The organism is Brevundimonas sp. 'scallop', from assembly GCF_011045535.1.
In the GTDB taxonomy this organism is placed as follows: domain Bacteria; phylum Pseudomonadota; class Alphaproteobacteria; order Caulobacterales; family Caulobacteraceae; genus Brevundimonas; species Brevundimonas vesicularis.
The window spans coordinates 1,704,447-1,728,901 of the sequence record NZ_CP039382.1 but is presented as its reverse complement, the minus strand read 5'-3'; the positions used below and the strand labels follow the sequence as shown (position 1 = coordinate 1,728,901).

25 protein-coding genes and 3 tRNA genes are annotated in these 24,455 nt (G+C 64.3%); 11 read left to right on the top strand and 17 right to left on the bottom strand.

Translation table 11 applies throughout. The features are described 5' to 3' along the window. Positions 1-3 precede the first annotated feature (3 nt). The 6 genes from E4341_RS08555 to E4341_RS08530 form a co-directional block, all read right to left on the bottom strand. Entirely contained in the window at positions 4-267 is a 264-nt protein-coding gene (locus E4341_RS08555; protein WP_017503994.1) for a hypothetical protein, read from the bottom strand. After that, complete coding sequence (gene nuoE, locus E4341_RS08550; RefSeq protein ID WP_165116605.1) at positions 267-944, bottom strand: NADH-quinone oxidoreductase subunit NuoE; 678 nt, start codon at positions 942-944, stop codon at positions 267-269. The genes E4341_RS08555 and nuoE overlap by 1 nt, the downstream gene beginning before the upstream one ends. After that, the gene (locus E4341_RS08545) at positions 941-2,119 is read right to left on the bottom strand and encodes an NADH-quinone oxidoreductase subunit D (RefSeq protein WP_088582886.1); all 1,179 of its coding nucleotides are present in this window, start codon (positions 2,117-2,119) and stop codon (positions 941-943) included. The genes nuoE and E4341_RS08545 overlap by 4 nt, the downstream gene beginning before the upstream one ends. 86 nt (positions 2,120-2,205) lie before the next feature. Next, positions 2,206-2,835, bottom strand: coding sequence for an NADH-quinone oxidoreductase subunit C (locus tag E4341_RS08540; RefSeq protein WP_165116603.1), 630 nt, complete (start codon positions 2,833-2,835; stop codon positions 2,206-2,208). Further along, a complete protein-coding gene (locus E4341_RS08535; protein WP_087119131.1) occupies positions 2,832-3,461 on the bottom strand; it encodes an NADH-quinone oxidoreductase subunit B family protein in 630 nt (209 codons plus the stop codon). Before E4341_RS08535 ends, E4341_RS08540 begins: the two co-directional genes overlap by 4 nt. Beyond that, a complete protein-coding gene (locus E4341_RS08530; protein WP_017503999.1) occupies positions 3,431-3,808 on the bottom strand; it encodes an NADH-quinone oxidoreductase subunit A in 378 nt (125 codons plus the stop codon). Before E4341_RS08530 ends, E4341_RS08535 begins: the two co-directional genes overlap by 31 nt. A 205-nt stretch (positions 3,809-4,013) precedes the next feature. On the opposite strand from E4341_RS08530, the gene E4341_RS08525 reads away from it, so the two are divergent. The 3 genes from E4341_RS08525 (at position 4,014) to E4341_RS08515 (ending at position 5,975) form a co-directional block, all read left to right on the top strand. After that, positions 4,014-5,645 carry an AbgT family transporter gene (locus tag E4341_RS08525; protein WP_165116601.1) on the top strand — a complete coding sequence of 544 codons (1,632 nt, stop codon included), beginning with the start codon at positions 4,014-4,016 and terminating at the stop codon, positions 5,643-5,645. Between the two features lie 96 nt (positions 5,646-5,741). After that, positions 5,742-5,818: transfer RNA gene (locus tag E4341_RS08520), tRNA-Asp, on the top strand. 80 nt (positions 5,819-5,898) lie between these two features. Continuing rightward, a tRNA-Asp gene (locus E4341_RS08515) sits at positions 5,899-5,975 on the top strand. Positions 5,976-6,061: 86 nt separating this feature from the next. On the opposite strand, the gene E4341_RS08510 is transcribed toward E4341_RS08515, so the two are convergent. After that, positions 6,062-7,312, bottom strand: coding sequence for a glycosyltransferase (locus tag E4341_RS08510; RefSeq protein ID WP_165116599.1), 1,251 nt, complete (start codon positions 7,310-7,312; stop codon positions 6,062-6,064). Positions 7,313-7,623: 311 nt separating this feature from the next. On the opposite strand from E4341_RS08510, the gene E4341_RS08505 reads away from it, so the two are divergent. Beyond that, positions 7,624-10,917 (top strand): autotransporter outer membrane beta-barrel domain-containing protein, encoded by a 3,294-nt coding sequence (locus E4341_RS08505; RefSeq protein ID WP_165116597.1) that lies wholly within the window; start codon positions 7,624-7,626, stop codon positions 10,915-10,917. 58 nt (positions 10,918-10,975) lie between these two features. Here E4341_RS08505 and E4341_RS08500 read toward each other — a convergent pair. The 3 genes from E4341_RS08500 to lon form a co-directional block, all read right to left on the bottom strand. Continuing rightward, positions 10,976-11,052, bottom strand: a tRNA-Val gene (locus E4341_RS08500). 33 nt (positions 11,053-11,085) lie between these two features. After that, positions 11,086-11,361 carry an HU family DNA-binding protein gene (locus tag E4341_RS08495; RefSeq protein ID WP_017504003.1) on the bottom strand — a complete coding sequence of 92 codons (276 nt, stop codon included), beginning with the start codon at positions 11,359-11,361 and terminating at the stop codon, positions 11,086-11,088. Positions 11,362-11,466: 105 nt separating this feature from the next. Next, on the bottom strand, positions 11,467-13,863 hold the full coding sequence (gene lon, locus E4341_RS08490; protein WP_055753482.1) for an endopeptidase La: 2,397 nt from the start codon (positions 13,861-13,863) through the stop codon (positions 11,467-11,469). Between the two features lie 280 nt (positions 13,864-14,143). On the opposite strand from lon, the gene E4341_RS15675 reads away from it, so the two are divergent. From E4341_RS15675 to E4341_RS08480, 3 genes are read left to right on the top strand one after another with little or no spacing between them, the layout of a single operon-like run. Next, the gene (locus E4341_RS15675; protein WP_255353885.1) at positions 14,144-14,272 is read left to right on the top strand and encodes a hypothetical protein; all 129 of its coding nucleotides are present in this window, start codon (positions 14,144-14,146) and stop codon (positions 14,270-14,272) included. A 59-nt stretch (positions 14,273-14,331) separates the two neighbouring features. Beyond that, the gene (locus tag E4341_RS08485) at positions 14,332-14,475 is read left to right on the top strand and encodes a hypothetical protein (RefSeq protein WP_165116595.1); all 144 of its coding nucleotides are present in this window, start codon (positions 14,332-14,334) and stop codon (positions 14,473-14,475) included. Then, positions 14,475-14,669 (top strand): hypothetical protein, encoded by a 195-nt coding sequence (locus E4341_RS08480; protein ID WP_165116593.1) that lies wholly within the window; start codon positions 14,475-14,477, stop codon positions 14,667-14,669. The genes E4341_RS08485 and E4341_RS08480 overlap by 1 nt, the downstream gene beginning before the upstream one ends. A gap of 72 nt (positions 14,670-14,741) precedes the next feature. Here E4341_RS08480 and clpX read toward each other — a convergent pair whose 3' ends face one another. Continuing rightward, a complete protein-coding gene (gene clpX / locus E4341_RS08475) occupies positions 14,742-16,010 on the bottom strand; it encodes an ATP-dependent Clp protease ATP-binding subunit ClpX (protein ID WP_055755232.1) in 1,269 nt (422 codons plus the stop codon). 194 nt (positions 16,011-16,204) lie between these two features. Between clpX and E4341_RS08470 the strand changes: the two genes are divergently transcribed. Beyond that, a complete protein-coding gene (locus E4341_RS08470; RefSeq protein WP_205751256.1) occupies positions 16,205-16,852 on the top strand; it encodes an HAD-IB family hydrolase in 648 nt (215 codons plus the stop codon). Between the two features lie 3 nt (positions 16,853-16,855). On the opposite strand, the gene E4341_RS08465 is transcribed toward E4341_RS08470, so the two are convergent. The 4 genes from E4341_RS08465 to tig all read right to left on the bottom strand — a co-directional run bounded on the left by E4341_RS08465 (position 16,856) and on the right by tig (position 20,346). Further along, positions 16,856-17,176 carry a hypothetical protein gene (locus tag E4341_RS08465; protein WP_066625462.1) on the bottom strand — a complete coding sequence of 107 codons (321 nt, stop codon included), beginning with the start codon at positions 17,174-17,176 and terminating at the stop codon, positions 16,856-16,858. A gap of 72 nt (positions 17,177-17,248) precedes the next feature. Beyond that, entirely contained in the window at positions 17,249-17,896 is a 648-nt protein-coding gene (locus E4341_RS08460) for an ATP-dependent Clp protease proteolytic subunit (RefSeq protein WP_017506180.1), read from the bottom strand. 93 nt (positions 17,897-17,989) lie between these two features. After that, positions 17,990-18,895, bottom strand: coding sequence for a hypothetical protein (locus tag E4341_RS08455; protein WP_165116591.1), 906 nt, complete (start codon positions 18,893-18,895; stop codon positions 17,990-17,992). 104 nt (positions 18,896-18,999) lie between these two features. Next, positions 19,000-20,346, bottom strand: a complete 1,347-nt coding sequence (gene tig, locus E4341_RS08450; RefSeq protein WP_165116588.1) for a trigger factor — start codon at positions 20,344-20,346, stop codon at positions 19,000-19,002. Positions 20,347-20,537: 191 nt separating this feature from the next. On the opposite strand from tig, the gene E4341_RS08445 reads away from it, so the two are divergent. Continuing rightward, complete coding sequence (locus tag E4341_RS08445; protein ID WP_165116586.1) at positions 20,538-21,239, top strand: MBL fold metallo-hydrolase; 702 nt, start codon at positions 20,538-20,540, stop codon at positions 21,237-21,239. A gap of 18 nt (positions 21,240-21,257) precedes the next feature. On the opposite strand, the gene E4341_RS08440 is transcribed toward E4341_RS08445, so the two are convergent. Further along, complete coding sequence (locus E4341_RS08440; protein WP_205751255.1) at positions 21,258-21,656, bottom strand: hypothetical protein; 399 nt, start codon at positions 21,654-21,656, stop codon at positions 21,258-21,260. Here E4341_RS08440 and E4341_RS08435 point away from each other — a divergent pair. Together E4341_RS08435 and E4341_RS08430 are read left to right on the top strand one after the other, a co-directional pair. Further along, positions 21,655-21,816: a hypothetical protein gene (locus E4341_RS08435; RefSeq protein ID WP_017506186.1), complete on the top strand. Its 162-nt coding sequence runs from the start codon at positions 21,655-21,657 to the stop codon at positions 21,814-21,816. The two genes, E4341_RS08440 and E4341_RS08435, sit on opposite strands and share 2 nt — an antisense overlap. A gap of 116 nt (positions 21,817-21,932) precedes the next feature. Next, positions 21,933-22,154: a general stress protein gene (locus E4341_RS08430; RefSeq protein ID WP_039243609.1), complete on the top strand. Its 222-nt coding sequence runs from the start codon at positions 21,933-21,935 to the stop codon at positions 22,152-22,154. 84 nt (positions 22,155-22,238) lie between these two features. Here the strand turns inward: E4341_RS08430 and egtB are convergent, their stop codons facing one another. Further along, on the bottom strand, positions 22,239-24,398 hold the full coding sequence (gene egtB, locus E4341_RS08425) for an ergothioneine biosynthesis protein EgtB (protein ID WP_165118653.1): 2,160 nt from the start codon (positions 24,396-24,398) through the stop codon (positions 22,239-22,241). Positions 24,399-24,455 lie beyond the last annotated feature (57 nt).

The window sequence follows — 24,455 nt, the reverse complement described above, 5'->3', positions numbered from 1 at the left end:
CCCTCAGAGTCCTTCCGCCAGACGGCGTTTGTGGTGGCGCGTGCGCATCCAGATGGCCGCGATGACCATCACCCAGCCCGCCGCCAGCATGAAGTAGGAGAGATTGACCGCCCACGGCCCGACTGCGCCCTGACGCGAGATCAGGATCAGAACGGCCGCGCCGACGACCATGGCCAGGCCGCCCGCGCGCAGCGGACGCCCGACGTTGCGCAGTTCTTTGCGGTAGGCTGCGCGGCCCTCCTCAGTGTTCAGATCCGGCGGAGACATCAGGCCGGGGCCTTCTCGACCGGCGCGGGGTCGCTATTCGGCAGCTTCTTGATCGGCTTGGCGGCCGAGCCGTCATACAGCGTCGCATCAAGCAGGGTCTTGGCCCCGCCCTCCGGCGCCGCATTGGTGCGACCGATGTAGGAGCCCGGCTCGGGCGTCTTGCCGGCGGCGAAGTCGTCGATGATCCGGCCGATCGTCTCGGGCGTCAGGTCCTCGAAATAGTAGTCGTTGATCTGGGCCATCGGCGCGTTGGAGCAGGCGCCCAGGCACTCGACTTCCTGCCAGGTAAACCGGCCGTCGGCGGACAGATGATCCTTGGGACCGATCTTCTCCTTGCAGACGCGCATCAGCTCATTGGCGCCGCGCAGCATGCACGGCGTGGTGCCGCACACCTGGATCAGCGCCGTCTTGCCGACCGGCTCCAGCATGAACATGGTGTAGAAGGTCGCGACCTCCAGCACCCGGATGTAGGCCATATCCAGCAGCTCGGCGATGGCGCGGATGGCGGGCTCGGACACCCAGCCTTCCTGCTTTTGCACCAGCCACAGGATCGGGATCACCGCCGACTGACGACGGCCCTCGGGATACTTCTTGATCCACCATCCGGCCTTGGCCGTCGTATCGGCCGAGAAGGCGAACGAGGCGGGCTGTTCCTTGGCGAGACGACGAACGCTCATCGGTCCACTTCTCCGAAAACGATGTCGAGCGAGCCCAGAATGGCGGACACGTCGGCCAGCTGGTGGCCTCGGTTCATCCAGTCCATCGCCTGCAGCGAGCGGAAGCCCGGCGCCGAGATCTTCACACGATAGGGTTTGTTGGTGCCGTCCGACACCAGATAGATGCCGAACTCGCCCTTAGGCGCCTCGACCGAGGCATAGACCTCGCCCTCGGGCGTCTTGAAGCCCTCGGTGTAGAGCTTGAAGTGGTGGATCAGCGACTCCATCGAGCGCTTCATCTCGCCACGGCGCGGCGGGACGATCTTGTTGTCCTCTACCATCACCGGCTCGCCGGGGCAGTTGCGCAGCTTGTGGATGCACTGCTCCATGATCCGCACCGACTGCTTCATCTCCTCGATGCGAACCAGATAGCGGTCCCAGCAGTCGCCGTTCTTGCCGACGACCACATCGAAGTCGAGCTCGGCATAGCACTCGTAAGGCTGCGACTTGCGCAGGTCCCAGGCGATGTTTGAGCCGCGCAGCATCACGCCGGTGAAGCCCCATTCCAGGGCCTGCTGCTTGGACACCACGCCGATGTCGACGTTGCGCTGTTTGAAGATGCGGTTCTCGGTGACCAGGCTTTCGATGTCCTTCAGCGCCGGCGGGAACTCGTGGCACCAGCGGCCGATGTCGTCGATCAGGTCCATCGGCAGGTCCTGGTGGACGCCGCCGGGACGGAAGTAGTTGGCGTGCAGACGGGCGCCGCAGGCGCGCTCGTAGAACACCATCAGCTTTTCGCGTTCCTCAAAGCCCCAGAGCGGCGGCGTCAGGGCGCCGACGTCCATGGCCTGGGTCGTCACGTTCAGCATGTGCGACAGGATGCGGCCGATTTCCGAATACAGAACGCGGATCAGCTGCGCCCGATACGGAACCTCGATGCCCAGCAGCTTCTCGATGGCCAGGCAGAAGGCGTGCTCCTGGTTCATCGGCGAGACGTAGTCCAACCGGTCCAGATACGGCACGTTCTGAAGGTAGGTGCGGGCCTCCATCAGCTTTTCGGTGCCGCGGTGCAGCAGGCCGATGTGCGGATCGACGCGCTCGACGATTTCGCCGTCCAGCTCCAGCACCAGGCGCAGCACGCCGTGCGCGGCCGGGTGTTGCGGACCGAAGTTGATGGTGAACTTGCGGTCTTCCATCTCGCGCGCGTGGGCGGTGCGGGTGTCGAGGTCGTCCTCGAACACATCGACGCCCAGCGGCGGCAGGGTGGGGTTTCCGTCAGCCATTACGCCTGGCCTCCCGCCTTCTCGTCGCCGGGCAGGACCGGCGCGGGGTATTCAGCGCCCTCCCAGGGCGACAGGAAATCGAAGGTGCGGAACTCTTGGGTCAGCTTGACCGGCTCATAGACCACGCGGCGCTGTTCCTCGTCGTAGCGGACCTCGACATAGCCCGTCATCGGGAAGTCCTTGCGCAGCGGATGGCCTTCGAAACCATAGTCCGTCAGCAGGCGACGCATGTCCGGGTGGCCCGAGAACAGCATGCCGTACATGTCGTAGGCTTCACGCTCGAACCAGTTGGCGGCCGGATAGGCCGAGATGACCGAGGGCACCGGCTGGGTCTCGTCGGTCGAGACCTTGACCCGCAGGCGCGCGTTCCGCGTCATCGACAGCAGGTGATAGACCACCTCGAACCGCTCCTTGCGATCCGGATAGTCCACGCCGCACAGGTCGAGCAGCTGCTGGAAGCCAAACTGATCGCGCAGCGTCGTCAGCACCTCGACGATCCGCTCGCGCGGCGCGACCAGCGTCAGTTCGCCGAACGCCACCTGGGCCTCGACGCCCAGGGCGCCGACCATCTCGGCGCCCAGCGGCGTCAGGGCGGCTTCGAGTTGCGCTTGAACAGCCAGAGAGGTCATCGGTCGATGGTCCCCGTGCGACGGATCTTCTTCTGCAGTTGCAGCAGGCCGTACAACAGCGCCTCGGCCGTCGGCGGACAGCCGGGCACATAGACGTCCACCGGCACCACGCGGTCGCAACCGCGCACGACGCTGTAACTATAGTGGTAGTAGCCGCCGCCGTTGGCGCAGCTGCCCATCGACACGACATAACGCGGATCAGGCATCTGGTCGTAGACCTTGCGGATGGCCGGGGCCATCTTGTTGGTCAGGGTGCCGGCGACGATCATCAGGTCCGACTGACGCGGGCTGGCCCGTGGCGCCATGCCGAAGCGCTCGACGTCGAAGCGCGGCATCGACATCTGGATCATCTCGACGGCGCAGCAGGCCAGGCCGAACGTCATCCACATCAGCGAGCCCGTGCGGGCCCAGTTGATGACGTCGTCGGCGGCGGCGACCAGATAGCCGCGCTCGCCGAGCTCCATGTTCACGGCCTCGAAGAACTTGTCGTGGACCTTGGGGTCATAACCCTCGACGGTCGAACGCGCGCCGGCGCCGGCCGGAACCAGCGGCGCGCCCGATGCGGACACCAGACCTGCGGGCTTGGAAGCGGCGACTACTCCCATTCCAGGGCTCCCTTCTTCCATTCGTAGATGAAGCCGATGGTCAGAACGCCCAGGAAGACCATCATCGACCAGAAGGCGAAGACCATGCCGGCGTGCGACAGATCGAACATCGACACCGCCCACGGGAACAGGAAGGCGACTTCCAGGTCGAAGATGATGAACAGGATCGACACGAGATAGAAGCGGATGTCGAACTTCATCCGGGCATCGTCGAAGGCGTTGAAGCCGCACTCATAGGCCGACAGCTTCTCGCTATCGGGGCTCTTCGGCGCCAGCAGCAGCGGCAGCACGATGAAAAGAATGCCGATGAAGGCGGCTACGCCGGCGAAGACCAGGACCGGAAGATATTCGAGAAGGAATGCGTTCATTCGAAGAACCTCGTCCGCCGGGGAGAGGCGGGATTCGGCGCTTCTTAGACCCAAGACCGCCGCCGTTCAAACCCCTGCGGCCATTGGATTTTCATTGAGAACGGCTCGCAACTTTGCGCGCCATATGTCGCAGGGCCGACGCTTGCGCGTCGCCGGGCTGCAAAGGCCTATTGGCGAGCCGATCGCGTAACCGAAAGTCATCCGAATGAGCCTAGCCAGCCGCGCCCTGAACGCTGTCGAGCGGATCGGCAATCGACTTCCCGATCCTGTCTTCCTGTTCCTGTGGCTGATCGGCGGTTTGATCGTCCTCAGCATGGTCGGCGCCGGCCTGGGCTGGTCGGCCGTCAATCCGGTCACCGGCGATCAACTGGTCGCCAAGAGCCTGTTGTCTGCAGAAAATCTGGAACAGTTGATCATCGGCATGCCGCGCACGCTGGCGGACTTCCCGCCCCTCGGCATCGTCATCACCATCATTTATGGCGCTTCGGTCGCCGAACGCACAGGGATGTTCGCCACCGCCATTCGCGGCGCCCTGCTGAACGCCCCGCGTTCCATTCTGACGCCTGTCGTCGTGATCACCGGCATGGTGTCCCATCACGCGTCGGACGCCTCCTATGTGGTGGTCATCCCGCTGGCGGCCGTCATCTTCGCCGCAGCGGGCCGACATCCGCTGGCGGGTCTGGCCGCAGGCTTCGCCGCCGTGTCGGGCGGATACGCCGGCAACCTGTTTCCCGGCGCCAGCGACGCCTTGATCCTGGGCATCACCGAGCCGGCCGCCCGCCTGATCGATCCGTCCTATTCCGTGAACATCGCCGGCAACTGGTTCTTCATCGTCGGCGTCGTCTTCGTCTTCACCCCCATCGTCTGGTTCCTGACCGACCGGGTGATCGAGCCGCGCCTCGGCGTCTGGAAACCGTCAGAAGGCATCGCCGCACCGAACGCCTCGGAAAAACAGCCCCTGACCGCCGCCGAAAAGCGTGGCCTGAAGTTCGCCGGCCTGGCGCTTCTCGGCATGATCGCGCTCTGGACCCTGCTGACCTTCATACCGGGCTCGCCGTTCGTCGATCCCGAGGTGGACCCGGAGCAGAAGTTCAATCCGCTCTACAAGTCGCTGGTCGCCTTCTTCGCCATCACCTTCTTCGTCACCGGCGGCGCCTATGGTGCGGGAGCCGGCACGATCCAGTCGCATCGCGACATGGTCACGATGATGCGCGACGGCATCGCCCAGTTGGCGCCCTATATCGTGCTGGCCTTCTTCGCCGCCCACTTCGTGGCCATGTTCAACTGGTCGGGCCTGGGGCCGATCCTGGCGGTCAATGCGGCGGCGGGTCTGAAGACCCTGGCCCTGCCCGCCCCGCTGCTGCTGATCTGCGTGGTCTTTGTCTCGTGTTTCTTTGACCTGTTCATCGGCTCGGCCTCGGCGAAATGGTCGGCCCTGGCGCCCATCGTGGTGCCGATGTTTATGCTGCTGGGCATTTCACCGGAGATGACGACCGCCGCCTATCGCATGGGTGATTCCGTCACCAACATCGCCACGCCGCTGATGAGCTACTTCCCGCTGATCCTGACCTTCGCCCAGCGTTGGGATCCACGATTCGGTTTGGGATCGCTGATGGCGACCATGCTGCCCTACGCCGGGGCCTTCCTGGTCGCCGGTCTGGCCATGGTGGCGGCCTGGGTCGCTTTCGACCTGCCGCTGGGGCCGGGCGTCGGCGTCCACTATGAGCCGCCGCCTCCCGCCGTGGCGGCCCATGAGCCTGCCGACGGCGGCGTAGCGGGGCCGCACAGCCCGCCCCAGGCAGCGATGGTCACACCGTCCACAGCCCCATCGCGTTGAGGGGCGCGTTTCTCCGAAAACGTCGCTTGACGCGATGTGTCAGCCCGCCTAAACGACGCCCCTCGCCGGGGCGCACAGCCGCTTCGGCCGGGAAACGCGGGTGTAGCTCAGTTGGTTAGAGTGCCGGCCTGTCACGCCGGAGGTCGCGGGTTCGAGCCCCGTCACTCGCGCCACTCTTTCTAGAAATAGAAGAGTGGCGCACACCGCCTTCCCAAAAAGCTTTCGAAACAGCTCAAAAGTTTCGACCTGATACGCGGGTGTAGCTCAGTTGGTTAGAGTGCCGGCCTGTCACGCCGGAGGTCGCGGGTTCGAGCCCCGTCACTCGCGCCACTTCTTTTCAAGACATCGATATAAAAGAAGTGGCGCGCTCCCGTTTTCGGAAACGCGCCATTCGAACGGGTCACAGCCCTGGCCGCTCAGTGCAGCGGCAACGCTGTATCCGGGTTCACGAAGGCCGCTTCGCTCGTCAGCTCGCCATAGACCATGCAGAGGTCTTCGAAGACTCGATTCCAGGCGAACTGGCTGACCGCCTTTTCGCGAGCCGCCCGGCCGATCGCTTCGATATCGCGTGCGAACAGGGCCTCGACCGCTTGGGCATAGTCGTCGGCATCCGCGCTGGCGGCCAGTTGCCCCACGCTTTCGTCGACGGTTTCGGCGACGCCGCCCGCATTGACCCCGACCACGGGCCGTCCGCAGGCCATGGCCTCCAGCACGATCAGCCCGAACGGCTCCTTGTCATTGGCGTGAACGAACGCATCGCAGCTGGCGATGATCTTGGCGACCGCCTTGGGATCGCTTTCATAGGGCATGGAGATGACGCGGTCCTCTTCCGGCATCCCCGCGCCAGCACCGACCAGCACCAGGTGATAGGGGGCGCCCAGCTTCTGGACCGCCTCGATCAGCACATCGACATTCTTTTCCTTGGCCGGACGACCGGCGAAGCACAGCAGGCGCGCGTCGTCGCTCAACCCCAGCTGTTTCAGCAGCCACTGCCGGTCACGACGTTCCGGGCGGAAGGTGTCGATCTCCACGCCCAGAGGCCGAATGACGATGTTGTTCACACCGGCCTCTTCCAAACGCCGCGCGATAAACCGGCTGGGCGATACAACCCGATCAAACTGTGAAAACAGTTTCGCCCAGCGCTTCTCGACCGGCTTCTTGGCCCACTCGCCGAAGTGCAGCGCCGCCAGACCGGCCGGATCGGAGTGGCAGAAGCCGACGACCGGGCATCCGACCCGCTGACCGGCCTCCAAAGCCCCCTGCCCCGGTGTGTAAGGGTCGCCGGCCTCGATGATCGACGGCTTCATCGCCGCCACCCAGGCGCTCCAGCGTTTGACTGAACTGGGCCAGCGATAGCCGTCGCCGAACGGCAGCTTGGTCGCCCTAAGCTGTACGATGCCGTCGGCGCGCGCCTTGTGACGCGCGCCGGGGACGATCAGCGAATGACTGACCCCCGGCCGATTGGCCTCGATCCATGCCTTCTTGGACAGGATATAGCGCTTCACCCCGCCTGAGCGTGGCGCATAGAGCATTGTGGTGTCCACCAGGCGAGGTCGCTCGTCCATCGCCGCCGCCTTCAGGGCCCGCAGCGTATCGGCGACTTCCACGTCCAACCCCGGAATCAGTCGGAGTTCGCTTTCCTGGACGTCGAGGTCTGTCATGCTCATGGAGTGTTCTCGCCTGGTCTGGGCTGTCGAACGCTGGAGGTGTTCGATGGATGCGTCCACGGGACGCGGCCTTTGGACCGTTCGACGCCCGTAGACCCGGGCGCGGCAAAGCTCAAGTGCGCGCCGTCGCGATTTCCTCCGCATTCGGCCTATGAGGCATCGACGAGCGAACGCGGGTCGCCTTGCGGGATCGCTTCAGGACCATCACGGCCTTGCATTCGCCTCAAATTCGATAAACTTGGAACGCTGGCGCGGACCCTGCTAAGGGGTCTCCCGTAACGTGACGCGTGACCACCAGGGGTTTCTACCGAATGCGTATTTTGCTCGCGACCGCCGTGGCGATCGCCCCCTTGATGGTCGCCACAGGATCCCAGGCGGAGATCGTCATCTCGAACGCCCGGACAACACCGATCCAGACGTCCAATGCGACGGGCACAGCCGCCGATAACATCCGGATCGCCAGCGGCGGCAGCGTCGCCGTCGCCTCGGGCGCGGCCGTTACCCTGAACAGCAACAACACCGTCGATCTGGACAGCGGCGGCTCGATCACGATGGACAAGTCGGCCGACGGCTCGACCGGCCTGTTGGTCAACGGCGGCAACACCGGCTCGGTGATCGTCGGCGGCTCCATCACCGTCAACGACACGCTTGAAACAGCGGACATCAAGGACACCGACGGCGACGGCGACCTGGACGGTCCCTTCGCCACCGGAACCGGCCGCTACGGCGTGCGGGTCACCGGCGCATCGCCCTTCACCGGCAACATCCTGGTCGAGGGCACGGGCGCGATCGCGGTCGAGGGCAACAACTCCTACGGCCTGTCCGTCGAATCCGCCCTGAACAGCAAGCTTCAGAGCCTGGGAACGGTCCGTGTGACCGGTAACGACAGCGCCGCCATCCGCACCACGGGGCCGATTTCCGGCAATGTCGATCTTGCCGGCTCCATCTCGGCGCTCGGCGCCAATGCGACGGGCGTGTCGATCGAAGGCGATGTCGGCGGTGCGCTCAAGATCCACTCCTCCGTGGTCGCCACGGGCTATCGCTACACCACCCCGCCGCCGGTACGTCCGACGACCGGCACGTTCGATAACGCGACGACCCTGTTCCTCGACGAACTCGACGCCGACGATCTGCTGCAGGGCGGACCGGCCGTGCGCGTCGGCGCCAATGTCGCCAGCGGCGTGCTGCTGGACAAGGCGCTCGCCTATTCCGAGGCGGGCATCGAGGGCGACGACGACAAGGACGGCGTCAAGAACGGCGACGAGGACGATGACGGCGACGGCATCAAGAACCGCGACGATCCGGACCGGGACGGCGACGGCATCCCGGACGCCAGCGAGACAGCCGCCTCCATTACGTCGTTGGGCGGCGCGCCTGCGCTGCTGATCGGCTCGACGACGAACACCGTGACCCTCGGCGCTGTCGGTACAGGCGATGCGGCCTATGGTCTGATCAACCGCGGCACCATTGTCGGATCCGGCCTTTACTCCGGCGTGGAGTCCCGCGCCGTGCAACTCGGCGTGACCGGCGGCCAGGCCGTCAACGTTGTCGGCGGCGTGCGCAACGAAGGCGGCATCTCATCGACCGCCGTCGACGCCAACGCCACAGGTCTCTGGATCGGCTCGGGCGTGATCTCTCCGACGATCAACAACTCGGGCGCCATTCAGGCCGTCGCTTCGGGCAAGCAGACCCAGAGCGCGACCGGCATTCTAATTGGTGCAGGCGCCAACGTCGGTTCCCTGACCAACACAGGCAATCTGGTAGCCTCTTTCGGCGGCAATCAGGGTTCGGCCACCGTTATTCGTGACCAGTCCGGCACCTTGACCCAGCTGAACAACGCCGGTTCGATCATCGGCTCGCTCACCCCTAACACCGACGATACAAATCCGGTGACTGGCAAGGTGACCGCCATCGACGTGTCAGCCAACACGACCGGCGTCACTCTGCGTCAGTACGGCATTCCCGCCGCTGCCGGCAGCACGGCGACGGACACGGACAAGGATGGCGTGCCGGACGCCAGCGAACCGGCCATCGTCGGGGCGATCAAGCTCGGCTCGGGCGCGGACACGCTCAAAATTGAGAACGGCGTCGTCAACGGCGACATCGATTTCGGCGCCGGCGCCGACCGGCTGAACATCAGCGGCGGCGCGGTCGTGACCGGCGCCATCGCCAACAGCGACGGCCTGCTGGACATCAACGTGTCCAAGGGCACTCTGGCCGCCACCCAGACGGGCGCCACGGCGATCTCCAACCTGAACATCGGCGCCGAAGGGACATTGCTGGTCAATCTTGACCCCGCCAACGACCGTGCCGGCGGCTTCAACGTCAGCGGCAATGCGACCCTGGCGACAGGCTCTACCCTAGGCGTCCGCTTCTCGTCGTTGATTGATCAGCCCGAGCGGTTCAACGTCATCACGGCCGGCACGCTGAATGTGGGTCAGATCAACCAGACCCTGCTGTCGGACAACTCGCCCTATCTTTACGTCGTGCAGGGCGGCGTGGCCGGCAACACCGTCTATGTCGATGCGCGTCGCCGTACGGCCTCCGAGGCCGGGCTGATCCCGGTCGAGGCGTCCGCCTACGACGCCGTCTATGGCGCGCTGGGCTCCAATGAGGCCCTGCGCAACCTGTTCCTGTCGCAGACGTCGCGCGACGGCTTCATCGACGCCTACGAGCAGATGCTGCCCGACCACTCCGGCGGACCGCTGATGTCGCTGTCGGCCGGCGTGGACGCGGTCACCCGCGCGCTGACCGGACGAAACGCCGCCGCTGCGCCGGGTGAGACCAGCGCCTGGGTGCAGGAGATCAACTTCTACGCCGACAAGGACAAGACCGACTCCTACGGCTTCCGGTCCGAAGGCTTCGGCGTCGCCGGCGGCGTCGAAAAGGGCACCAGCCTAGGCGCCGTCGGCATCTCGGCCGCCTTCACCTCGTCCGACATCAAGGATCCAGAGGCCGAGGCCGAAGAGGTCCTGTCGGCCAACCTGCTGGAGCTGGGCCTCTACTGGCGCGCTCAAGGTCAGTACTGGACGACTTGGGCCCGTGCGGCCGGCGGCTATGCCTCCTTCAGCGCCGATCGCTCGCTGGTCGCCACGGGCGTCTATCTGAACAACAAGTCCGACTGGCACGGCTGGACGGCGGCCATCGCCGGCGGCGCCTCGTATGAGCGCAACTTCGGCCGTCTGAACATCCGCCCCGAAATCTATGGCGAGTATTTCAGCCTGTCGGAAGGCTCGCGCAGCGAGAAGGGCGGCGGCGACGGCTTCGATCTCGACATCGATTCGCGCGACAGCCACATCTTCTCCGCGGTGGCGGCGATGAACGTCGGCTATGGCTTTGGCCGCAACGGCTGGATCCGTCCCGAACTGCGCGTCGGCTATCGTCAGAACATCTCGGTGGACGCCGGCGAAACCATCGCCCGCTTCGCCAGCGGCGGCCCGGACTTCATCCTGTCGCCGGACGCCATCGAAGGCGGCGGACCGATCCTGGGCTTCCGCCTGAACTTCGGCAACGAACTGGGCATGCTGTCGCTGACCGGCGACGCCGAGCTGCTGGAAGACTACGTTCGCTACTCGCTGCTGCTGCGGGCCAGCTTCCGCTTCTGATCGCAGCCCGATCCAGACAAACGAAAGGCCGCCGGAGCGATCCGGCGGCCTTTTTGTTTGGTAGGCGGCGACGGGTTCGAACCGCCGACCCTCTCGGTGTAAACGAGATGCTCTGACCAGCTGAGCTAGCCGCCCCCAAGGGAGAGACGGGCTTATGCCCGTCGCGCCTCAACCGTTCAAGGCGCTTTTCAAACCCTCACCCGGGCGAAAGCGCGCGGTGCGCGAGGCCGGGCGCGCGACGGCAGCGCCGGTCTGCGGGTTACGGGCGACGCCAGCCTTGCGGTCCACGGCGACGAAACTGCCGAAGCCGATCAGCTTCACGTCCGCGCCCCGCGTCAGCGACTCGGTCACGCCGTCCGTGAACGCCTCCAGCGCCGTCTTGGCCTGGTCGCGGCTGATGTTCGCCGCGCTAGCCATCCGGCCGATCAGTTCCGCCTTGGTCATCCGTTCCCCTCCAGAACGAATCACTAAAGGACAGATCGGCGGTTGCGTCAAAAACGAAAACGCCGCCGGTGGGATCACCGGCGGCGCTCGCTGTTCAACTCGGCGTTAGTGGCTGACCGCCGCCGCCGGCCCTTCTGGAGCCGCGACCGGGGCCGGCAGGGGTTCGGCCGCCTCGTCCCACTCCACCGGCGTCAGGGTGCCGACAAGCGCCCACTTCAGCGCCTCGTCCGCCGTGGAGATCGGCACGATCTCCAGCGCCGACTTCACATTGTCCGGCACGTCGGCGAGATCCTTCTCGTTCTCCTGCGGGATCAGCACCGTCTTGACGCCGGAGCGCAGGGCCGCGAGCAGCTTCTCCTTCAGGCCGCCGATGGCGGTGACCCGGCCGCGCAAAGTGATCTCGCCGGTCATGGCGATATCCTTGCGGATCGGAATGCCGGTCAGGACCGAGACCATCGCCACCGTCATGGCCACGCCGGCGGACGGGCCGTCCTTGGGCGTAGCGCCATCCGGCACGTGGACGTGGATGTCGGTCTTCTCGAACACCGGCGGCTTGACGCCGAAGGCCAGGGCCCGCGACCGCACATAGGACGCCGCAGCCGAGATCGACTCCTTCATCACGTCCTTCAGATTGCCAGTCACGGTCATGCGCCCGCGACCCGGCATCTTGATGGCTTCGATGGTCAGGATGTCGCCGCCGAACTCGGTCCAGGCCAGACCGGTGACGATGCCGACCTGATCCTCCTCATCCGTCTCGCCGTAGCGGAACTTCTTGACGCCCGCGTATTCGGCCAACTTGGCCTCATTGACCGTGATCGACTTGGCGCCCGTCTTTGCCATCTCGCGCACGGCCTTGCGCGCCAGACCGCCCAGGGCGCGTTCCAGCGACCGCACGCCGGCTTCGCGGGTGTAGTAGCGGATCAGGTCGCGGATCGTATCTTCCGGCACGATCAGCTCACCATCCTTCAGACCGTGGTCCGCCAACTGCTTGGGCAGGACGTGGCGCTTGGCGATCTCGACCTTCTCGTCCTCGGTGTAGCCCGAGACCCGAATGATCTCCATCCGGTCCATCAGCGGCTGCGGCATGTTCAGGCTGTTCGCGGTCGTCACGAACATCACCTGGGACAGGTCGTAGTCCACCTCCAGATAGTGGTCGCCGAAGGTCGAATTCTGGGCCGGGTCCAGCACCTCCAGCAGGGCCGACGACGGATCGCCGCGCCAGTCCGATCCCAGCTTGTCGATCTCGTCCAGCAGGACGAAGGCGTTAGGGGTCTTGGCCTTCTTCATCGACTGGATGATCTTGCCGGGCATGGAGCCGATATAGGTCCGGCGGTGGCCGCGGATCTCGCTCTCGTCGCGCACGCCGCCCAGCGACATGCGAACGTATTCACGCCCTGTCGCCTTGGCGATGGACTTGGCCAGCGAGGTCTTGCCGACGCCGGGAGGGCCGACCAGGCACAGGATCGGACCCTTCAGGCTGCCGGTGCGGGCCTGAACCGCCAGATACTCGATGATCCGTTCCTTGACCTTCTCCAGGCCGAAGTGATCCTCTTCCAGGATGTCCTCGGCCTTGGCCAGGTCGATCGGCTTCTGCTTGGCCTTGCCCCACGGCACGGACAGCAGCCAGTCGAGATAGTTGCGCACGACGGTCGACTCCGCCGACATCGGGCTCATGTTGCGCAGCTTCTTGACCTCGGCCTCGGCCTTGGTGCGCGCCTCCTTGGACAGGCGCGTCTTCCGGATGCGCTTCTCCAGATCCATGATCTCGTCGCGCGCGTCGTCGGTCTCGCCCAGCTCGCGCTGGATCGCCTTCATCTGCTCGTTCAGATAATATTCGCGCTGGGTCTTCTCCATCTGGCGCTTCACGCGCGAGCGGATCTTCTTCTCGACCTGAAGGACCGAGATCTCGCCCTCCATCAGCCCATAGACCTTCTCCAGCCGCTTGGGCACGTCGAAGGTTTCCAGCAGGCCCTGCTTGTCGGCGATCTTGACCGACAGGTGTGCGGCGACCGAGTCGGCCAGCTTGGAGGCGTCGGTGATCTGGGGGATGGAGCTGAGGGCCTCGGGCGGAACCTTCTTGTTCAGCTTCACATAGTTTTCGAACTGCTCGACCACGGCGCGCAGCATGGCTTCCGCCTGCGAGGCGTCGCCAGCTTCGTCTTCGATCTCGACGGCCTCGGCCTCGAAATACTCCTCACGGTCGGTGAAGCGGGTCAGGCGCGCGCGGCCCTTGCCCTCGACCAGCACCTTCACCGTGCCGTCGGGCAGTTTCAGCAGTTGCAGCACCGAGGCCAGCACGCCGATGGGATAGATGGCGTCCGGCGACGGATCGTCGTCGACGCTGTTCTTCTGGGTCGCCAGCAGGATCTGCTTTTCGCCCTTCATGATCTCGTCCAGCGCCTTCACCGACTTCTCGCGTCCGACGAAGAGCGGCACGACCATGTGCGGGAAGACGACGATGTCTCTCAGCGGCAGGACGGGCAGGATTTTTGGTTCAGTCATGATGCGTACTCCTGGGCCATTGATCATCTCCGGCCCGCCGTCAGGGTCCGCCGGGCAAGAGGCCCGACCGGCGCATGACGGCCCGTCGATTCCGACGGCGTTCGGATGAGTATGTGGTTTGAAAGACCCGCGGTTCAAGCGTGACCGCGGAACGGCCCACATCTGCGTGGCGACAAGGCCGCCGATCGCACCGCTTTAGGTCCGCATTACGCCCGGCGACGCTTTCGACATGGCCGCTTTACGGGGATCGGGCGTCTTCTGCGGCTCCAAGGAGATGACAATGAGCCGTTCCCACCTGCTGGCCGAGACCCTGAAACGTCCCGCCCCGGCGCCGACAACCCTTCAGATGGCGATGACCTTCATCGGCGCCCTGTTCGGCGCCCCGATCCGCAAGGGCCGCGCGCGATGATGCAGGGCCATGTCGAGGGCGGCGTGACACGCGCCGCCCCTCCCAGACGATACAGGGTCGTGCCTCGCGCCTGCGGTTGGGCCGTGGCGCTCAACAATGCCTGCACCCGCCCCCTGCCCGATCGCATCTCGGCCGAACGTCTCGCCGCCCGACTTCAGGCCGAGGCCGACCGCCTGAACCGCGACCAACACCGCTTCACATAATGATTACGCCCCTTGCCTCACCACCCGCCGTCGAAACCCTGACGATCCGGCCTGTCGGCGATCGCTGGCGCATCACATCAAGCGACGGCCTGTTCGAAGGCGTCTTCACCGACGCCAAAAGCGCCGTCCGCTGCGCCAGAGCCGAGGCCGAGGCGCACCCGGGGCATGTCCTGATGCTGACCGAGTTCGTTTGACGCCTTGAACTCACGAAAAAGGCCGGAGCGAGATCGCTCCGGCCTTCGTCATTTCAGGATTTTTTTGTCGGCTCAGGCGGCGCCGTCGGCCTTTTTCTTGGAGGCTTCCGAGTAGATCAGCAGGGGTTGAGCCTTGCCGTCGATGACCTCGGCGTTGACGACGACTTCCTCGACGCCTTCGAAGGTCGGCAGCTCGAACATGGTCTCCAGCAAAATGCCTTCCAGGATCGAGCGCAGGCCGCGTGCCCCGGTCTTGCGGGTGATGGCCTTCTTGGCGACGGCGATCAGGGCGTCGTCGGTGAAGGTCAGTTCGACATTCTCCATCTCGAACAGGCGCTTGTACTGTTTGACCAGGGCGTTCTTCGGCTCGGTCAGAATGGTGACCAGCGCCGTCTCGTCCAGGTCTTCCAGCGTCGCCAGCACCGGCAGACGGCCGATGAACTCGGGGATCAGACCGAACCGCATCAGGTCGTCAGGCTCGACACCCTTCAGGATGTCGCCCGTGCGACGTTCGTCGATCTCCTTGACCTGGGCGCCGAAGCCGATCGAAGCCCCTGCCCCGCGCGCCGAGATGACCTTCTCCAACCCAGCGAAGGCGCCGCCGACGATAAACAGGATGTTGGCGGTGTCGACCTGCAGGAACTCCTGCTGCGGATGCTTGCGACCGCCTTGCGGCGGCACGGAGGCGACCGTGCCTTCCATGATCTTCAGCAGGGCCTGCTGCACGCCTTCGCCCGACACGTCGCGGGTAATCGACGGGTTGTCCGACTTGCGCGAGATCTTGTCGATTTCGTCGATATAGACGATGCCGCGCTGAGCCCGCTCGACGTTGTAGTCCGACGCCTGAAGCAGCTTCAGGATGATGTTCTCGACATCCTCACCCACATAACCGGCCTCGGTCAGGGTCGTGGCGTCGGCCATGGTGAAGGGCACGTCGATGATGCGCGCCAGCGTCTGGGCCAGCAGCGTCTTGCCCGAGCCGGTCGGCCCAATCAGCATGATGTTCGACTTGGCCAGTTCGACGTCGTTGTTCTTTGTCGCGTGGTTCAGGCGCTTGTAGTGGTTGTGGACGGCGACCGAGAGCACCTTCTTGGCGTGCGCCTGGCCGATGACATAGTCGTCCAACACGTCGCGGATTTCCTTGGGCGTGGGCACGCCGTCGGTCGTCTTCTTGAAGCCGATCTTGTGCTCTTCGCGGATGATGTCCATGCACAGTTCGACGCATTCATCGCAGATGAAGACGGTCGGGCCCGCGATGAGCTTGCGGACCTCGTGCTGGCTCTTTCCGCAGAACGAGCAGTAGAGGGTGCTTTTGGCGTCGGTGCCGGCTGCTTTGGTCATAGACCCTTATCTCACTCCCGCGGGGCGGACCGAAATGGCCCGAAACGCGCTTCCCTCACATTGATTCCAGCACTCTGGATGCGAAGGTCTTCAAAAAATGACAATCACCCATCACACGTTCCGGAACAACCCCGAAGGCGGCAAGGGATTGTTGCAGTGCGTGGACGGATCAGTGTCGACGGGGATCAAGGCGAATGTCTGACATGGGTATTGTGCAGGATTTACGCCAGTCCACGATGAATGGACGCGCCATCGTCGCCTTCGATTTCGACGGCACGCTGACGATTCGCGACAGCTTCACCGAGTTCCTGCGCTGGCGCGCCGATCCGGGCGCTTGGGCGCTGGGGCTGGTCAAGCTCGCCCCAGCGCTCGCCGCCTATGCCAAGGATCGCGACCGGGGCCGGATCAAGGCGGCCTCGGTCAGGGAGTTCCTGCGCGGCGTGAACCGCCAGACGCTGGAGGCGGAAGCCGCAGCCTTCGCCGAAGAGATCTGGCCGCGGTTCATGCGCCCCGATGCGCTTGAGGTGTGGAACGACTGGGGCCGACGCGGCGCGCATCGCGTCATCGTGACCGCGTCGCCCACGACGACCGTCGCGCCATTCGCCCGAAAGCTTGGCGCCGAGGCCCTGCTGGGCACCGAGTTCGTCTTCGACGCCGATGACCGGATCAACGGCGACTTCGCCGGTCCGAATTGTCGGGGTCAGGAAAAGGTGCGGCGGTTGAAGGCGGCCTATGGCGACAACATGACCCTGACGGCCGCCTATGGCGACACCTCGGGTGACACCGAGATGCTGGCGATGGCCGAGCAGCCCGGCTTCAGGATCTTCCGCCAAAAGCCCTGAGGCTCAGTTGCCGTCGGCGTCCACATCGAACACCATCGCCTTGCCGCGCGAGGCCGGATCCCAGCCGGCCTCGATCGCCGAGGCAATAGCGGTGCGGACAGCGTCGACGTTGACGCGCTGCTTTTCCACATCGGGTCGTCCGTTGGGCCGAAGCGGCGGCGGAAACTGTACAATCGCTTCACGCTTGAAGTCCGCGTGGCGAAGGGACACAGCCATGCCCTCCCAGACGTTGCCGCCCTTGGGCTGAGGTTGGCGACGAAGCTCCCAGACGTAGCTTTCGCCATCGACATCGACCGTGCCGCTTTGATCTCGTGTAAACTGCATGGCGGTTCCGATAGCACAAAATGAAAAGGGCGCGCCGCAACGGGCGCGCCCTTTCGTCTTTCGACAGCTGTCTTAGTTGCCGGGCGTCTTCACGCCGTCGGCGTCAGCCTGTTCGCGGCGATCATAGACGTGGTCCACGATGCCCCAGGCCTTGGCTTCCTCGGCCGACATGAAGTGGTCGCGGTCCAGCGTCTTTTCGACCTCCTCATACGTGCGGCCGGTGTGATGGACGTAAATCTCGTTCAGACGACGCTTGGTGTAACGGATGTCGGCGGCATGCAGTTCGATGTCCGACGCCTGACCCCGGAACCCGCCTGAGGGCTGGTGCACCATGACGCGGGCATTCGGCAGGGCGATGCGCTGACCTGCAGCGCCCGCCGTCAGGATCAGCGAGCCAGCCGAAGCCGCCATACCCATCACCACGGTCGAAACCGGGCTCTTGATGTATTGCATGGTGTCATAGATCGCGAGCGCCGAGGTCACCTGACCGCCGGGGCTGTTGATATACATGCTGATCTCCTTCTTCGGGTTCTCCGATTCAAGGAATAGCAGCTGGGCGCAGATCAGCGACGCCATACCGTCCTCGAACGGTCCCGTCAGGAAGATGATCCGCTCGCGCAGCAGACGCGAGAAGATGTCGAAGGAGCGCTCGCCGCGGCTGGATTGCTCCACCACCATCGGCACCAGGTTCATGTTCATCAGTTCGATCGGATCGCGCATTTAGCCTTCTCGGATGCAGTGGCGACGATTCAGCGTCGTCAGCCGGTTATGCTGCATATCGCGTTCGATGACACCCTGCGCAAGACGCCGGGTTCAATCGGACTGCGCGTCTTGCTGGTTCGCCGCTGCACGACGCCCTTTCTGTAGTCGTTCCGCGACCGCCGCCTCCTGCGCAGCAGCGGATGCGCGATCGGGCTCCGCTTCATATAGTGCTTGCAGATAGGCGCGATCCCAGTCCGTGAGGCCGGTCACGTTCTGGGGATCACCAAATAAATTCAGCACAGTGGGCTGATCGGAGTAGTCGGCGCGGGGATCGACCTGGGCCAGGACGACCATCGCTGCGTAGTCCATCAAAGCCGGCAAAAGCACGCCAGTGGCCTTGGTCATATCAATAACGACGGTCGCAGAGTTCAGGTCGTAACGCAGTGGCGACCTCATGCGGCTGACGTTGCGCGATGCAATCCAAGGGGGCTCTCCACCGGAGACACGGGCCGCCAGTTGACCCGTGTCTGCTGAGACTGGCAGGGAAATGTGCCACCATCGCACCGGCGCATTACTGGTTTTGAACCGTTCCAGCGCCGCCAAACCCATGTTGGTGTTGTCGATCGGAGGACGGAAGCGAAGACGCCAACCTTCCACCAGCGCCGATGCGACGCTGGGACCATCCTCTGTGGCGATGATGAGCACATTGGCCGAGCAGCCAGGCTCGCCCACTCGAATTTCAAGGTCATGAGCGATTTCGCCGATGCGATCGGCAAGCATCTGACCGTAGGGCGCCTTCAATCCGGCGACGCTGACGCACAGCGGCGTATTCCACCGTCCAAGCCGCGCACCGGCGGGCGCGGTCGCGACGCGCTGGACAAACTGGCGCGCAGCCTGCCGCGGCGACTGACCCTCGACCGTGATCTCCTCCAGATCTGTCGGGGGCGGCTGTCCCGGATCCTGCGCCTGCGCGCCTGCGGTGATGAGGGCGGCCAGAGTGACAGCGGAAAAAGACATTGAGGACATACCTGAAAAGCAAAATGGGCCCGCACTGCGGACCCATTCGACCTACAATCCAGACACCACAACCGCCAGTTACGGTCGCGTAATCGAGCGGAAAATCAGCCCTCGTCCTCGTCTTCCTTCAGCAGCTCTTCCTTCGTGATCGGTTTGTCGGTCACGTCGGCGACGCCCACGATCAGGTCGACGACCTTCTCTTCATAGATGGGCGCGCGCATCTGGGCGGCGGCGTTGGGGTTCTGGCGGTAGAAGTTCAGGACGGCCTGTTCCTGGCCCGGATAGTTGCGGGCTTCCTGCAGGATGGCGGCGTTCAGTTCCTGGTCGGTGACCTGGACGTTGTTGGCGCGACCGATTTCGGCCAGCACCAGGCCCAGACGCACACGGCGTTCGGCGATCTTGCGGTATTCAGCCTTCAGGTCTTCGTCCGACTTGGCGGCGTCTTCTTCCGGCAGACGACCAGCGGTCTTGTCAGCCTCGACCTGCTGCCAGATGCCGTCGAAGTCGGCGTCCACCATCTTCGGCGGCAGCGGGAAGTCGTGGGCCTCATCCAGCTGGTCCAGCAGAGCGCGCTTCAGCTTGAAACGGGCCGCGCCGGCGTACTGCTGGTCCAGGTTGGACTTCAGCAGTTCCTTCAGCTTGTCCAGCGACTCCAGACCGATGCGGGTGGCGAAATCGTCGTCGATCTTGGATTCGGCTTCCGCCTTGATGGCCTTCACCTTGATGTCGAAGGTGGCCTTCTTGCCGGCCAGATGAGCGGCTTGATAGTTCTCGGGGAAGGTGACCTCGATGGTCTTCTCTTCGCCGACCTTGGCGCCCGTCAGTTGCTCTTCGAAACCGGGGATGAAGCGGCCCGAGCCGATCACCAGGTCCGCGTCCTCGGCGGCGCCGCCCTCGAAGGGCTCGCCGTCCAGCTTGCCCAGGAAGTCGATCGTCAGCTGGTCGCCCTCGGCGGCCTTGACGGTCTTGCCCTTCTTGTCTTCGTAGGTCTTGGCCTGACCGGCCAGTTCCGTCAGGGCCTCGTCCAGATCGGCGTCAGACGCTTCATAGGTCGGGCGCTCCAGCTTCAGGGTCTTGGGATCGACCGGCTCGAAGTCCGGCATGATTTCCAGCGACATTTCATAGGCCAGGTCTTCCTGACCAGCGATGACCTTGTCCATGTCCGAGGTCAGCTTCATCTCGGCCGGCGCGGCGGGACGGATCTTGGCCTCATCGAGCGCCTTCTGGCTGGTTTCGTTCAGCTCGGCGTTGATGATCTCGCCCATGAACTCACGGCCGAAGGTCTTCTTGACGTGGGCGACCGGCACCTTGCCTGGACGGAAGCCCTTCAGCTTCACCTGCGGGGCGACTTCCTTGACGCGGGCTTCGAGCTTTTCGTTCAGCTCCGCGACGGGAATGGTGACCGCGATCACGCGGCTGAGGCCTTCGTTCGACTTTTCGACGACTTGCATGGTCGGGATTCTGACGCTCTGGGGCGCATGAGCCATCGAGACGGCCGGCGCGGAATGGATAAAGCAAGAAGGCCGCCCCGTGTGGAGCGGCGCCTCGAAGCCCGCCCTTATGTCGAGAAGGGCCCGAAAGGTCAACGCGGGCGTGGTCAGAGCCGGTGGTTTCGCGGCCTCCGCGTGGCTATGTTGACCAAATGAGCCAACCCGCCTCCCCCATCGGCGTCTTCGTCACGCCCGTCACCCCGCTTCAACAGAACTGCACGACCGTCTGGTGCACCGCCACCAACAAGGCCGCCGTGATCGATCCGGGCGGCTCGGTCGATGCGGTCCTGGGCGAGGTCACGCGGCGCGGCCTGACGCTGGATCAGATCTGGATCACCCACGGCCATCTGGATCATGCTGGCGGGGCAGCCGAAATGCAGGAAAAGACTGGCGTCCAGATCACCGGCCCTCAGAAGGCCGACCAGTTCTGGATCGACCGAATCGTGGAGAGCGGCCGGATGTACGGCCTGCCCGACGCTCGCCCCTTCACGCCCGACCGTTGGCTGGAGGATGGCGACACGGTATCGTTGGGGGAAACGATCTGGGAGGTGCGTCACTGCCCCGGCCATACGCCCGGGCACGTCATCTTCTTCAATCGCGCGGCGCGATTCGCTCAGGTCGGCGACGTTCTGTTCAAGGGTTCGGTCGGTCGCACCGACTTCCCGATGAGCGATCCGCCCGCACTGATCCGCTCCGTGATCGAAAAGCTCTGGCCGCTGGGCGACGACGTCACCTTTGTGCCGGGCCACGGGCCGATCTCCACCTTTGGTGAAGAGCGACGGACCAATCCGTTCGTGTCTGACGCCGCAATGCGACAGGCCCCGATCCAGCGTGAGCCGTCGGGGCCTGCCTGAGCCTGCTGATCATGTGGCTTAGCGGCGCAGGATCATGCCGATGATGACGCCGATACCCAACGCATAGAGCGTGGCCTTCATCGGATTGTCCTGAATGTCTTCCTGCACGCGATGAACGCGTCCGGAAATCTTTTCACGCACCAGGCCCGCATCTTCTCTGACGGCCTGACGGACCGACGTGGTCTTGCCAAAGCTGCGGCCCTCGCCTTGGGCGAGAATTGCGTCGGCCTGTCGGTCCAGACGTTGGGTCAGATCATCGTCCTCCAGGACGATGTCGTCGGGTGATGTCGCGCTTATCGGGGTGTTGGTCATCTCGATCTCCGTGGTTCGCTGAACAAACCGGTGTTGCGACCCATGGTTCCTTTTTGAACGCTGGCGATCAGGGTGCGTTGGTTGATCGCACAAGGAGCCGCTCATGACCTATATCGAACCCACTCCGACCACGCCGCAACCCGAGATCCAGCCTGAGCCGGCGCAGCAGCCGGAAATACAGCCTTCAGACACGCCCGATGAAGTTCCGCCGATGGAACCGGATGGTGGCGGCGAAGGTGATTCGCGGCCTTACGGCGCTGGGTAAAGTCAAACTCACGAGCCCTTGAGGATCGCGACAGTAAAACGGAGTTCCCGACGGAACCGTCACCGAGTCACTGGGTTCACTTCAGCAAGCGCAACGGCAGCACTGAAAGGAACACGATGGACAGCCAACCCACACGCCCCTCCGGCGTTTCCAAGCGAGGTTTCGCCTCCATGGATCCCGAACGTCAGCGCGAAATCGCGCGCAAAGGGGGCGCAAGCGTCCCCAGCGAAAAACGCAGCTTCTCCCAAGACCGCAGCCTCGCCGCACAGGCGGGCCGCAAGGGTGGAGAAGCGTCGCACGGCACCAAGAAAGACGCGGACGCCGCCGACGGGCAATAGTCGGCGAAACTCGATACAAACAAGGGCGGCCCATCGATCGATGCGCCGCCCTTTTTCTTGCCCGCGATCAGCCGCGCATTCGGCTCAGGCGCGCAGGACCGCCAAGGCGACGCTCGGCGCCGGAGAGGTATCAATGCGGACAACCGTCCAACCGGAGGCGGCCGCCATGGCTTGGATCGATTCAGGCGTGAACTTGCGCGAGCTTTCTGTGTGGATCGTCTCGCCGGTCATGAAGCGGAATGTCCGATCTCCGACGTGCGCGGTCGTCGGCGCAATCGCCTGCAGATGCATTTCCATTCGCGAGGCGTCCGGGTTCCACACGGCGCGGTGAACAAAGGCGTCCACATCGAAATCAGCATCCAACTCGTGATTGGCGCGGATCATAACATTGCGATTGAAGGCCGCCGTGACGCCTTGGCTGTCGTCATAGGCGGCGACCAGGATTGCAGGATCTTTGACCAGATCGACGCCCAGAATGAACAACGCCCCCTCTCCCAGCATCCGACGCGCCGCCGCCAGGAATTGCTCGGCCTCATCCGGTTGCAGATTGCCGATGGTCGAGCCGGGGAAGAAGCCGATCCGTCGCCCCGACGGAAGATCGTCGGGCAGCGGGGCCAGATGTTCGAAGTCGCCCAGAACTGGCTGCACGCGCAGGTTTGGATAATCAGCACGGACGCGAATAGCGGCGTCCATCAGAGCACTCTCGCTGATGTCGAGCGGAACGTAGGCGCCGAGGTCGGTGGCGGCGTCTAACAAAATCCGCGTCTTCTCGCTGGCGCCGGATCCGAATTCGACCAGCACCGCGTCGGGGCCAAAGTCGGCCGTCAACTCTGCTGCGCGATCGCGCAACAGCGCCATTTCCTGCCGGGTCGGATAGTATTCGGGCAGCACGGTGATGTCTTCGAACAAACGTGACCCGTCCGCGTCATAGAACCACTTCGGCGGCACGGCCTTTTGCGCACGCGACAGCCCTTCGATCATATCCTTTCGAAAGGCGGCGGTTTGGGCGTCGTCCGCTGCGGCGTCTCGCGCCACGGTCCGATCTTCAGCCAGTCTCAAACCCATGAAGGCCCACCTCTGTTGGGGATAGAAGAAGTTGCGATAAGTGATGCGGTCATGGCCCGGCGGCGTGGCTAACGATCCGCCTCGCAGCACCATCTGATTGGCCATGAACTTGCCGTTGTATTCGGCGGCGGTGCCCGGCGTCGGCTGAAAACCGGGATAGGGCGCATAGGCGCTGGACGTCCACTGCCACACTTCGCCAGCCAGGTTCGAGAACGCATCAGGCGAAGAGGCGGCGGCATGTTCCCATTCCGCCTCGGACGGCAGTCGCTTGCCGGCCCAACGGGCAAAGGCGTCGGCCTCATAAAAGCTGATGTGGCGAACCGGCGCAGCAGGATCGAGAGGTTTACGCCCCGTCAGACCCATCACGGTCCAGTCGCCATCCTCCAAACGCCAATAGAGCGGCGCGCTCCAGCCCTCAGCCTTGACCGTCGCCCAGCCGTCCGACAGCCACAGGTCGGAACGCGAATAGCCGCCATCCTGGATGAAGGCGTTCCAGTCCCCGTTCGTCACTAGGTCCTCAGCTAGAGTGAACGGCTCCAGCCAGACACGGTGCGCAGGCCCCTCATTGTCGAAGGCGAAGCCCGATTGGTCATGGCCGATCGTCACCAGACCGCCGTCAAACGCTACCGTTCCGCCGCGCCTGATCTCAAGCGGCTCGGCTCTGGGCTCGATCTTATAGGCGGCGGGGTCGAGCGGAGAGCGCGACATCAGGTTCAGCATATCCATCAGGAAAAGCTCCTGATGCTGCTGGTCGTGGTGCAGCCCCAGCTCGAACAGATAGCGTTGATGGCCGCTGGTCTCGCCCTGCGCCAGCCAGGCGATCATCCGGCGGTCGATCTCGCGCCGATAAGCCAGGACCTCATCGACGGACGGCCGGGTCATCAGCCCGCGCTGGTCCCGCCTGACTCGCTCGCCTAAGGCCTCATAGTAGGAGTTGAACAGCTGCTGAAAACGCGGATCGACAGGATGGTAGTCGGGATCGGACGACAGGATCATCGCCTCGAAAAACCAGCTGGTGTGCGCCAGATGCCATTTCCCTGGGCTGCAATCCGCCATCGACTGAACTGACAGATCCTCGGCAGACAAACCTTCAGCCAGAGCGATCATGCGCGCGCGAACGGCCTTGAACCGCGCCACGTCTGACACAACCCGCGGGTCGGGCTCGGAGCGCGCATTCATGTCAGCTGTCCCGTCCGACACCAGCCCCAGCGCCTTGTCAGTGCCGAACAAACGCAC